Source organism: Pseudoalteromonas sp. 10-33, from assembly GCF_001469195.1.
Classification (GTDB): domain Bacteria; phylum Pseudomonadota; class Gammaproteobacteria; order Enterobacterales; family Alteromonadaceae; genus Pseudoalteromonas.
In genome coordinates, this window is the sequence record NZ_LOFI01000001.1 from 317,396 (window position 1) to 328,907 (window position 11,512).

The 11,512-nt window shown below is 40.7% G+C and carries 8 protein-coding genes; 6 read left to right on the top strand and 2 right to left on the bottom strand.

Features of this window, described 5'->3' with window-relative positions:
• Positions 1 to 89: 89 nt before the first annotated feature.
• A complete protein-coding gene (locus ATS76_RS01470) occupies positions 90 to 935 on the bottom strand; it encodes a LysR family transcriptional regulator (RefSeq protein WP_058403191.1) in 846 nt (281 codons plus the stop codon).
• Positions 936 to 1,061: 126 nt separating this feature from the next.
• Between ATS76_RS01470 and ATS76_RS01475 the strand changes: the two genes are divergently transcribed.
• From ATS76_RS01475 to gcvP, 4 genes are all read left to right on the top strand, one after another.
• Positions 1,062 to 1,661: a hypothetical protein gene (locus tag ATS76_RS01475; RefSeq protein ID WP_058550746.1), complete on the top strand. Its 600-nt coding sequence runs from the start codon at positions 1,062 to 1,064 to the stop codon at positions 1,659 to 1,661.
• A 92-nt stretch (positions 1,662 to 1,753) separates the two neighbouring features.
• Positions 1,754 to 2,836 (top strand): glycine cleavage system aminomethyltransferase GcvT, encoded by a 1,083-nt coding sequence (gene gcvT / locus ATS76_RS01480; protein WP_058550747.1) that lies wholly within the window; start codon positions 1,754 to 1,756, stop codon positions 2,834 to 2,836.
• A gap of 204 nt (positions 2,837 to 3,040) precedes the next feature.
• Positions 3,041 to 3,430, top strand: a complete 390-nt coding sequence (gene gcvH / locus ATS76_RS01485) for a glycine cleavage system protein GcvH (protein WP_058403188.1) — start codon at positions 3,041 to 3,043, stop codon at positions 3,428 to 3,430.
• 156 nt (positions 3,431 to 3,586) lie between these two features.
• A complete protein-coding gene (gene gcvP, locus ATS76_RS01490; RefSeq protein ID WP_058550748.1) occupies positions 3,587 to 6,478 on the top strand; it encodes an aminomethyl-transferring glycine dehydrogenase in 2,892 nt (963 codons plus the stop codon).
• Between the two features lie 241 nt (positions 6,479 to 6,719).
• On the opposite strand, the gene ATS76_RS01495 is transcribed toward gcvP, so the two are convergent.
• Positions 6,720 to 9,425 (bottom strand): hypothetical protein, encoded by a 2,706-nt coding sequence (locus ATS76_RS01495; protein WP_058550749.1) that lies wholly within the window; start codon positions 9,423 to 9,425, stop codon positions 6,720 to 6,722.
• Between the two features lie 330 nt (positions 9,426 to 9,755).
• Between ATS76_RS01495 and ATS76_RS01500 the strand changes: the two genes are divergently transcribed.
• Both ATS76_RS01500 and ATS76_RS01505 read left to right on the top strand, forming a co-directional pair.
• Positions 9,756 to 10,139, top strand: a complete 384-nt coding sequence (locus ATS76_RS01500) for a helix-turn-helix domain-containing protein (protein WP_235590892.1) — start codon at positions 9,756 to 9,758, stop codon at positions 10,137 to 10,139.
• Positions 10,140 to 10,218: 79 nt separating this feature from the next.
• Positions 10,219 to 11,256 carry an IS110 family transposase gene (locus tag ATS76_RS01505; RefSeq protein ID WP_058550750.1) on the top strand — a complete coding sequence of 346 codons (1,038 nt, stop codon included), beginning with the start codon at positions 10,219 to 10,221 and terminating at the stop codon, positions 11,254 to 11,256.
• The last annotated feature ends 256 nt before the right edge of the window (positions 11,257 to 11,512 follow it).

An 11,512-nucleotide genomic window follows, 5' to 3' on the forward strand; every position in this document is an offset into this window, starting at 1 on the left:
CATATATTATGTAACTTAATTAACTTTTTTATATCTTTTGTATTATTTTGTCATCGTGAAGCTAGGTATAAAGTTGAGTGTGTGTTTTATTAGCCTAAACGCAAGGCAATAAACTCAGCAAGCTTATCTACCGCATTTTCAGACTCACCTGAACTTTTAACCAAGCTAATACCAATGTCGCCCAGTGCAGGTAGGTATTTAGTTTGTACTTGGTAGTTAAGCTCACTGGGTACGGTACTTTTTGCAAGTACTGTAATGCCAAGCCCTTCTTTTAAAGCCGCAATAAGCCCAGTTAAGTCGGCGTTACTATATACAATACGGTATTTTATGCCGGCACTTTTAAGCGCATCGGTAGCGCGGCGGCGATAAATGCATCCCTCTGGCGCGGTTACCAAGGTAACTACTTGGTTTTGTGCTTGGTTTAAATCGCCCACCCATACCAATTGGTCTTGCATAAAAATAGGAAATTTACTTGAGGTAAGTTGCTCGTTTAGCGCAAGAACTAAATCAAATTGGTCTTGCCTTGAAGCCGATAATAAATGCTTACTTAAACGCGATTTAACTTCAAGCGATACCTCTGGGTAAAGCGCCACAAAGTCGCCAATAATAGAAGGGAGTATACGCGCTGCAAATTCACTCGGTATGCCTAAGCGTACTTTTCCGGCAATGCTCTCTGAGGTAAATTGCTGCAAAATGGCGTCGTTGTATTGCATCATCTGTTTTGCCATGGGCAATAATAGTTCGCCGTACTGGTTAAGTACTTGGCGCTGACCTTGCTTTTTAAATAGTTTATAACCCAATACATCTTCTAAGCGCTTTATTTGTAAGCTTACCGCAGGTTGCGAAAGCCCTAAAAAGTCGCCTGCTTTGGCAAATCCGCCTACATCTACAATCATTACAAAGGTACGTAAACTGTCGGTTGATATATTTTTCATATTTAAAATTACAATTTATGTGGCCACATATATAAGTATTATTTATCAATTGATAAATAATTACAATTTGTTGTTACAGACACCGCGCAATATAATTTTGAGATTAAAAATACACAGGTGTTTGTTATGACTTTCAACCCAATAATGTTTGCCCGCCACAGCAACGCCAACAGCGCGGTTATAAACGCTTTGCAAGCAAATAACAGCACAGTTGTAATGGATTTTAGCGGCAGCGAAGCTTCTGTATTTTTAAGCAGTATTTTAGGTCACGATTTAACAAAATTAACGGCCAGCGGTTTAGGCTTAAAAGGCACGCTAGACGGCGACTTCAATTCTGACTTTAGCTACGCCGTGTATTATTTCAGCGAAACTGCCTTTCGATTTGTATTACCTCACAGCGCAAGCCTTCAATTACAGTCACTTATAAACGAACAACAGCTTCGTTTTGATATTGACTACGTTATTCGTACCGACTTAACCAGCTTTACCTTAAGCGGCGAAAACGCCTTTGATACGTTAGTTGATGCCTTTAAGTTAACTCCCGGTTTGCGATTATCTGACGCGCAATTATGCTACGGTGCGCAAAGCGGTCAGGTATTTATTACCGCAATTGATAACAAAGATGAGCAGCATTTTGTGCTCATAGCTAAAGCGCCAGAGCTACAAAAATGGCAAAGCTATATGCAAACGCAAGGTTTTGCTGTCATGCAAAATCAGGCCGCATAACAAAACAATCAACAGGTAAACATAGCTATGTTTGCCTGTTTTTAATTTAAGCCACGCCCATTAAGGGTCAATTTAAAACGTGAAGGAATGTTATGACTTCTAAAACTGTACTACATGCTAAGCACCTAGAAGCGGGCGCAAAAATGGTTGATTTTCATGGCTGGGAAATGCCAATCAACTACGGCTCACAAATAGAAGAACATAATGCAGTGCGTAACGATGCCGGTATGTTTGACGTATCACATATGACCATTGTTGATATTGAAGGCGACCAAGCTAAAGCATTTTTACGTAAGCTTGTAGCAAACGACGTGGCTAAATTAACCGTACCGGGCAAAGCACTTTACACGGGCATGCTTAACGCGCAAGGCGGCGTAATCGACGACCTTATAATTTACTTTTTCAGTGAAACGTTTTACCGCCTAGTGGTTAACTCGGCTACGCGCGAAAAAGACTTAGCGCATTTAGCTAATGTATCGAGCAATTTTGCCGTTACAGTGACTGAGCGCCCAGAGTTTGCAATGATTGCAGTACAAGGCCCTAACGCACGCGAAAAAACAGGCATGCTTCTAAATGCAGAGCAACAAGCGGCAGTTGAAGGTATGAAGCCGTTTTTTGGTGTTCAAGTGGGTGATTTATTTATTGCTACAACGGGTTATACTGGCGAAGACGGTTACGAAATTGTAGTACCAAACGACCAAGCAGCCGATTTATGGCAACAACTGCTAGATGCAGGTGTAGCGCCAGCTGGTTTAGGTGCACGTGACACGCTACGTTTAGAAGCAGGTATGAACCTTTACGGCCTAGATATGGACGAAAGTGTATCGCCACTTGCTGCTAACATGGCATGGACTATTGCATGGGAACCAGAAGATCGTGACTTTATTGGCCGTGACGTACTGGTTAAACAACGCGCCGAAAAAAGCACCGACAAACTTGTTGGTTTAGTACTTGAAGAAAAAGGCGTATTGCGTAGCGGTTCAAAAGTAATTGTTGACGGTGGGGAAGGGGTTATTACCTCAGGTACTTTCTCACCTACACTTGGTTTTAGTGTAGCCCTTGCACGTGTACCACGTTCAACAGGCGACACAGCTCAAGTAGAAATGCGCAAAAAATTAGTTAACGTTAAAGTAGTTAAGCCTAGCTTTGTACGTAACGGTAAATCAATAATTTAAATTTGGTGTTATCACCCAAGAATACCAATCATGTTGAGTTATTAACCACTTACAGCGACGGATAAATAGAGTGATAACAAGGCATTAATTTTGATATGTAGTTGTTCTACCTGAGAAATTAATAACGATGTTAGCGCTTTATTTAGACCGCTAGAGTGGTTAAATATTTAAGTTGATTGGTATCATAACCAAAGGAATATAAAAATGAGCAATATCCCTACTGAATTAAAATACGCTTCTTCACACGAGTGGGTTCGCAACGAAGGTGACGGTACCTTTACTGTAGGTATTACAGAGCACGCACAAGAACTACTTGGTGACATGGTATTTGTTGAATTACCAGAAGTGGGCGACGAAGTAGACGCAGGCGAAGATTGTGCAGTAGCAGAGTCGGTTAAAGCGGCATCAGACATCTACGCACCAATTAGCGGCGAAATTGTTGCCATTAACGAAGAGCTAGAAGACGCACCTGAAACAGTAAACAACGACGCGTACGGTGATGGTTGGTTATTCCGTGTTAAAGCATCTGATGAGTCTGAACTAGACAACCTATTAGACGCTGAAGGTTACTCGCACACTATCGACGAAGAGTAATCACTCTTTATTGATACTTAAAAGCCCCGTTTTATGTTTGATGGGGCTTTTATGATTTTATCGCCAACTTTCCATACCATTTTGACGTTAAATCATCATATATTTTAATTAATACTAGTTACCCATTAGTATTTAGGATCATAGGAATCTAGACACATGTCAAACGCCAAATCTCTTGAGCAGTTAGAGCAAAAGCAAGATTTTATTCGCCGCCATATTGGGCCTAGCCCAGCACAAGTAAGCGATATGCTGAGCGCTTTAGAAGTATCGAGTGTGCAAGAGCTGATCGATCAAACTGTACCGGCTAACATTCGCCTAGAGCAACCGCTAAGCATTGGCGAAAGCCGTACTGAAGTTGAAACACTAAGCTACTTAAAATCGGTAGCAAGCAAAAATAAAGTTTTCAAATCGTACATTGGCCAAGGCTACCACCCAACACATGTACCGCACGTGATTTTACGTAACGTACTAGAAAATCCGGGTTGGTATACAGCGTACACGCCGTACCAGCCAGAGATTGCACAAGGGCGTTTAGAATCGTTACTAAACTTCCAAACTATGACCCTAGATTTAACCGGCCTTGATTTAGCAAGCGCGTCGTTACTTGACGAATCAACCGCTGCTGCCGAGGCAATGGGCCTAGCAAAACGTGTATCAAAAGCTAAAAAAGCCAATGCATTTTTTATTGCCGACGACGTACACACACAAACTATAGACGTTGTAAGTACCCGTGCTGAGCAATTTGGTTTTGAAATCATTATTGGTAAAGCGGCCGACGCCGTTAACCACGACATTTTTGGTGCATTATTCCAATACCCATCTACATCGGGCGAAATAGTTGACGTAACCGACCTAATTGCTGGTGTTCAAAGCAAAAAGGCCATTGCCTGTGTTGCTGCCGACATTATGAGCTTATTACTATTAAAAGCACCGGGTAAATTAGGTGCCGACGTAGTACTAGGTTCGGCTCAGCGTTTTGGTGTACCAATGGGTTACGGCGGCCCACATGCTGCATTTTTTGCAACACGTGACGCGTACAAGCGTTCATTACCAGGGCGGATTATTGGTGTATCTAAAGACCGTTTAGGTAACGACGCACTGCGCATGGCAATGCAAACGCGCGAACAACACATTCGCCGCGACAAAGCCAACTCAAACATTTGTACAGCGCAGGTACTGCTTGCCAACATGGCCGCGTTTTACGCGGTGTACCACGGCCCGCAAGGCTTAAAAACTATCGCGCAGCGCATTCACCGCTTTGCTGATATTTTAGCAACTGGCCTAAAAGCAAAAGGTGTAGCACTTAAGCACAGCACGTGGTTTGATACGTTAACAGTAGTAAGCGACAACAAAAACGATGTAATAGCACGTGCCATTGCACACGGTGTTAACTTTGCTACAAACCACGACGGCGAGTACTCAATTTCGGTTTCAGAAACCACAACACGTGCCGATGTAGCTGAGTTATTTGATATTGTACTAGGTGAAGGCCACGGCCTAAGCGTAGATGCCATTGCAGCCGATATTGAAGCAAACGGTAGCGACTCTATTCCAGCAAGTTTAGTGCGTGATGACGAAGTATTAACGCATCCAAACTTTAACAGCTACCATAGCGAAACAGACATGCTTCGCTACATTAAGCGCCTAGAAAACAAAGATTTAGCGCTTAACCACTCAATGATCTCGTTAGGTTCATGTACCATGAAACTAAACGCGACCGCTGAGATGATCCCCGTTACATGGCCTGAATTTGCAAACCTTCACCCATTCTGCCCGCTAGACCAAGCAGAAGGTTACCAAATAATGATTAACGAGCTGCACGACTGGCTAGTTAACATTACCGGTTACGATGCGGTTTCACTGCAGCCAAACTCGGGCGCACAAGGTGAATACGCAGGCTTAATTGCCATTCGCAAATACCACGAGTCACGCGGCGATGCGCACCGTAACGTATGTTTAATTCCAAGTTCTGCGCATGGTACTAACCCTGCATCAGCGCAAATGGCCAGCATGAAAATTGTGGTGGTTAACTGTGACAAAAACGGCAACATCGACATGGCCGATTTAAAAGCGAAAGCTGAAGAAGTGTCTGAAAACTTGTCGTGTGCCATGATCACGTACCCATCTACCCACGGTGTTTACGAAGAAACCATTCGTGAACTATGTGACATTATTCATGAGCACGGCGGCCAAGTTTACATGGACGGCGCAAACATGAACGCACAAGTGGGCGTAACAAGCCCAGGCTTTATTGGCTCAGACGTATCGCACTTAAACTTGCATAAAACGTTTTGTATTCCGCACGGTGGCGGCGGCCCAGGTGTAGGCCCAATTGGTGTTAAATCGCACCTTGCGCCATTTATGCCAAACCACAGCGTAATTAACGTACCGGGTACCAACATTAACAACGGTGCCGTATCGGCAGCGCCTTACGGCTCAGCGGCTATTTTACCTATTTCATGGGCATACATTACTATGATGGGCTCAGAGGGCTTAAAACAAGCCACCGAAATGGCCATTGTGAACGCTAACTACCTAACGCACGAGTTAAGCCAGCACTTCCCAATTTTATACCGTGGCCGCAACAATCGCGTTGCGCACGAATGTATTGTTGACTTACGCCCATTAAAAGAAGCGTCAGGCATTACTGAAATGGACGTCGCTAAACGCCTACAAGATTACGGCTTCCATTCACCCACTATGTCGTTCCCAGTAGCGGGCACATTGATGATTGAGCCAACTGAGTCTGAGTCAAAAGGCGAGATAGACCGCTTTATCGAAGCAATGGTATCTATCAAAGGCGAAATAGACAAAGTAATCTCTGGGGAATGGTCAATCGAAAACAACCCACTTGTTTTTGCACCGCACACACAAGCAGACGTTTTAGGTAACGAATGGGACCGCGGGTACGACCGTTTTTACGCTGCATTCCCAGTGCCTTCGGTAGCTAAAGACAAGTTCTGGCCAACCGTTACACGAATAGATGACGTATACGGCGACCGTAACTTAGTATGTTCATGCCCAGCGGTAGAGACTTATAGAGATTAATTTTTGATTAAACTCAAATAATTAAAAAAGCCGTTGCAGCAATGTAGCGGCTTTTTTGTGCGTGGTGATTAGCCATAAATTATATGAAGGTAGGTTGGGTAGAGTGAAACGAAACCCAACGAATCACGAATATACTTATTAGCTCAAAAGCCAAGAGTATGTGTTATTTATTTCCAGAGCATATTTTTAGAGATTCTGGCTTATTCATTTCAATAAGCCAGGTTTAATCCATTAATTTAAGTTAATGAGTTAAAAATATTCCAAGGTTACTACCAAAGACTAGCGGCATTGTATTATTAGTTATGTTGCCAAATTTTATTGAGTGACCCTCTACCTTTCCTGCTAATGGGTAGCTTTGCCATACAATGTCACCTGTCTTTGTGCTAACCTCAGAGATAAGACTTGATTGTGAATAATTATCATCACTGATGTTTGTAGTTATTAATACATTATCAGAATCAGGTAATTGTATTAGGCCTGTTAATTCACCATTAATTTGAGCTTTTAGTAATAGTTGTAAGTCGAATGAAAAAGTAACTAAATTACCTTGATATGAGTATTTAGGAGAGAAACATAAAATACTATCAGTTTGAGGTTGTGCATAAAGACGACTACATTCCTCTGAGTTTACTGAGCTGGAGCGCATACTTAGTTTATTATCTTCAAAGTTAAGAATTGTAAGGCTATTTCTGGTGCCCAGTATTACCAATTTTTCCCCTAAAGTACTCGTAGTTGTAGTCACTGAGGTGATGGCATCGCCAGCAGTCCATGTAGCTAGGATATTATTGTTACTAATATCGTGTATGGTAAGTACCTCATTTGTGGCGATTAATGCATCGTCATGGCCATCGTTATTAATATCCGTAACTTCTAAACCATTATAATTAGAAGTGTCATCTTCTGTCGTTACTTGCCCTTTAGAAATATCAGACTCTAATTCAATTACGTTTAGAGCAGGAGAGTAATTGAGAGCTCCAAATATAAATAATTCATCATAATTGTCTGAATCTATATCACCGATTGCTGCTAGGGCTGCTTGGAGAATATTTGATGAGCTATTATAATTAGGTGTAACTTCACCATTTTCATTCATAGTTAAGTATCGAGGGCGAATATAGCCACTATTTGTACTAGAAATTATATAAACTGCCGCCTCTTTTTCAGGGCTTATATTTGCCCACCCAGCTGCAATATAGGAATCGTATTGTGAAGGTGATTCTCTATTTTCGTTATGCCATAAAATTTCGGGGTTTGGAGTAATACCAGCGATGACTAGTATATCTTTACCTGAACTGCTTAAGCCTGACCCCCAAACAATTTCTTCTTTACCATCATTATTTATGTCGCCAACAACCATCGCAGCGCTGCCATGATCTATAAGTGGCAGTGTCCACAGATCTGCATAAGTATCATCAGTAATATCGTAGGCGTGAACTTGACCCCATTGGCAGTCGCCGATTATTATTTCATCGGCTGGGTCGTTATCTATATTTGCTGTGGCTACAGAACAATTATCCTGATTATCAATCGTTAGGATTTGAGAGCGATCATTTGCATTCCATACTGTTATCGAATTCCATCCTCCAGTACTAATGATCTCATCTATACCATCGCTATTTACATCGCCTGTTTCCATAATTGTTCCAAAGCCGGCAGCGTTAAACCATTGACTGCTAGCACTTTGGATATCAAAAATATCACCGTTTGAAAGTATTAATTCTAATGATGTGTCGCTATCGATATTGGCAACAGCTATTTCAATAGGAGAATCTCCCTCTAGAGAAAAGCTAAAAAGCTCTGTTTGAAAATTATTGTCGTAAACAACAGCTTCTTTAGCGCTATAGCTTTCACCAAAAATTACGATTAATTCAGGTTCGCTATCACTATCAATATTTTTTACCATAAAATTGTGGATAGTTTTATTTGTTGTAAACACACCGCTCGGAGGCTGTGTAAAATTACTTACTTGATAGATATTATTATTTGTTTCTACAAAGATATTATTTGCGCCATTATTTTCTTTAAATACAGAGAGGCGCATTTCATTCTGATTACCGCCAAAAGAGTATGGGTAGCTGTAAATTGATTCGAATCCATCGCCTTTTTGAGATATGACAGACAGCCCACCTAATTTATCAAGCACCAACATTTCGTTATTTTCATCGCCAATGAAGTTACCAATTTGCATACCGTTAGATGTATAGGTGAGCTCAATATCCTTTCTCATTGTAGGTGCTTTAAAGTTTGGTATTGTTACATTAATCTCACTAACTAATGGCTCAAGAGTTCTATTAGATGTAAAAGCAAATTTAACCGTATTTTGTTGCGTTATCATAGGCAATAGTGGGGTCCATTTTACTTCCCCCTTGCTTGATACCGTCATTCCAGTAGGTCCGAATAATAACTCGACTGGGGTGTCTGACTCAGCATCTTTATTTACACTAAATGTAACTTCTTCGCCTGCTTTTGCTTCATTAGGTGCGTTAGATAAAGACAACGATATTGATCTATCAAGCGTAAAGATAGCATTGCCGCCAGTGTCTGATTCATACCATTGCATTTGTTGTTCATTAGTAAAACTAACAAATAGTTCAAGGTTAGCTCCAACAATATAATCAAAAGAGTTTTCGCAGTCATACCCTTGATTTTGTTGCTCAAAGCTTAGGACTAATGAGTGGCGTTCGCCGCTATCGACAGATTGCTCAAATGAGTAGCTACCGACTACATTTGACTGATTAGAACTAATTTCGAAACTACCATCTGTATTAAACTGAAATACTTCTAGGCATTTATTAGGGTACTCGTAAAACCAAGTTGCACTAATTGATTTTGATGTATTATTACCAACAGGGGCTATGGGCTTTGCGGCATCTTGACCTTCGCCTCCACCACCGCAACCGGAAATGAAAATCGTTGATAAAAATATTACAGAGAGGAGCTTTCGCATTACATCTTCCTTAATTTTAGGTTTGATAAGACATACAAATAAACCAGGATATATGATTAGTCATGACACAAAGTATAACTAACGGATAAAAGTGAACAAATTGTGAATAAAAACAACCTAAAAATCTAGTTAAATCGTAATTATTTGTAAACATGAGTAAACTGTGCCACAGCTTTTATTAAAAGTGGTGCGACACCTAAATGGCTAGTTAGAGATTTTATATTTTCGCTGCAAGGTAAAAAGCGTAAGTATGTTGCGTACAAACAGTTTGTTGAATATGAGTGTAATGAAGAAGTAAGCGCTTTTTATAGTGCTAAAAAGTTATTGTCGGTGCTAGGCAGTGATGACTTTGTTGAAAGCATTAAAGGCTATATTGCAACATCAAACAATGAAAGTAAGCTTGTTAGTAAAAGGCATTCAGCGAATGATGTAATTACCTACTTGGCTAACCACTTTAATGTTGAGGTAGATGATATAGTAATGGTTAAAAAGGGGCGAAAAGAAAAAAACTTACCCCGATGGTATGCTATTAAATTGTGCCAAGATTTAACGGGATTAAATTTGCAGGCATTAGCAGATGTTTTTAATGTTAAACACTATTCGGCCATATCAAAAGCTGTTGGTAGATTAAATGCATTAATCATTGAAAATAAGCAGGTTAAATTACAGTGGGAAGAACTTCGAGATTGTTTGATGTCTGAAGTCAAGATTTGATAATCATATAGAAAGCTCCTCGAGTTTTTCGATACAGTTGTGTTGACCAAAACATAAACTGTACCCCGAGGAACTTAGTATGAAACTATATGGTGGAATTGACTTGCATTCAAATAATAGTGTTATTGCTATCATTAATGAACACGGTGAAACGCTTAGCTGCAAGCGTTTAAATAATGATATGTCTGTCATTTTATCTTTCTTAGCCCCTTATAAAGACAAGTTAACAGGGCTTGTTGTTGAATCAACATTTAATTGGTATTGGTTAGTTGATGCATTAATGGATGCAGAATTTAAACTACACTTAGCAAACCCTGCTGCAATCCAGCAATATTCAGGCTTAAAGCATGCTGATGACCACAGTGATGCGTGTTGGTTAGCTGAAATGCTACGTTTAAACATTCTGCCTGAAGGCTATATTTATCCTCGAGAGCTCAGGGCTGTTCGCGACTTAATGCGTAAACGAATGGACATTGTTCAACAGTCCACTAAAAACTTATTATCAGTGCAAAGTTGTTACATGCGTCATCTTGGATACAAGCTCAGTAGCAACAAAATCAAACAAATGGCCGCTATCAGAAAAGGCGTCAATGTTGAGCAAGTACACACCGATTTCAGCTCAACGAATACAGCACTGTCGGTCATTTCTAATCTCTCATTAATACGCTGTGCTCAACAGCAAATCAATGCAATAGAGAGCGCTATATTACAACAAACATCGCTCTCCCCTGAGTTTATAAACCTAACCAGTATCGATGGAATTGGGAATACGTTAGCACTGACCATTATGTTAGAGACAGGCACTATTAAACGTTTTGATAGCCCAGGGAATTTCTCATCGTATTGCCGCTGTGTTAAAGGGGCAAGGTACAGTAATGGAAAGAAAAAAGGCGCGACGAATCAGAAGAATGGTAATCGTTATTTAGCGTGGGCCTTTACTGAGGCTGCTAACTTTGCCATTCGTTATAACCCAACAGTTAAAAAATATTATCAACGAAAACTGGCTAAAACGAACCAAGTTATCGCAATTAAAACGGTTGCGCATAAGCTCGCAAGAGCCTGTTATCACGTGCTTAAAGACAATGTACCATTCGATGAATACAAGGCGTTTGCTTAGCGACTATAAAAAATTTGGTTAACGTGTTGAGCTAGTAATGGGGTTGGTAAAACCATTAGATTTGATTGAGTCTGCACGTTAACCGCTCATATTTTAAATACTGGATATGCCCAATGTTTGAGCCACAAAGGGTTGGTTATGTTCAAGCATAAACCACAGAATTGTTACAGCGCAGTGTGTAAACACAGCCAGAAACTGGACTGATATTGGAACTAAACGATGACTGAGGCGAAAGCCAAGGGCATTAATTAATCAT

Excerpts from the sequence above, each read along its gene's own strand:
- ATS76_RS01470 (WP_058403191.1), bottom strand. The coding sequence starts at position 935 with ATGAAAAATATATCAACCGACAGTTTACGTACCTTTGTAATGATTGTA.
- ATS76_RS01475 (WP_058550746.1), top strand. The coding sequence starts at position 1,062 with ATGACTTTCAACCCAATAATGTTTGCCCGCCACAGCAACGCCAACAGC.
- gcvT (WP_058550747.1), top strand. The coding sequence starts at position 1,754 with ATGACTTCTAAAACTGTACTACATGCTAAGCACCTAGAAGCGGGCGCA.
- gcvH (WP_058403188.1), top strand. The coding sequence starts at position 3,041 with ATGAGCAATATCCCTACTGAATTAAAATACGCTTCTTCACACGAGTGG.
- gcvP (WP_058550748.1), top strand. The coding sequence starts at position 3,587 with ATGTCAAACGCCAAATCTCTTGAGCAGTTAGAGCAAAAGCAAGATTTT.
- ATS76_RS01495 (WP_058550749.1), bottom strand. The coding sequence starts at position 9,425 with ATGCGAAAGCTCCTCTCTGTAATATTTTTATCAACGATTTTCATTTCC.
- ATS76_RS01505 (WP_058550750.1), top strand. The coding sequence starts at position 10,219 with ATGAAACTATATGGTGGAATTGACTTGCATTCAAATAATAGTGTTATT.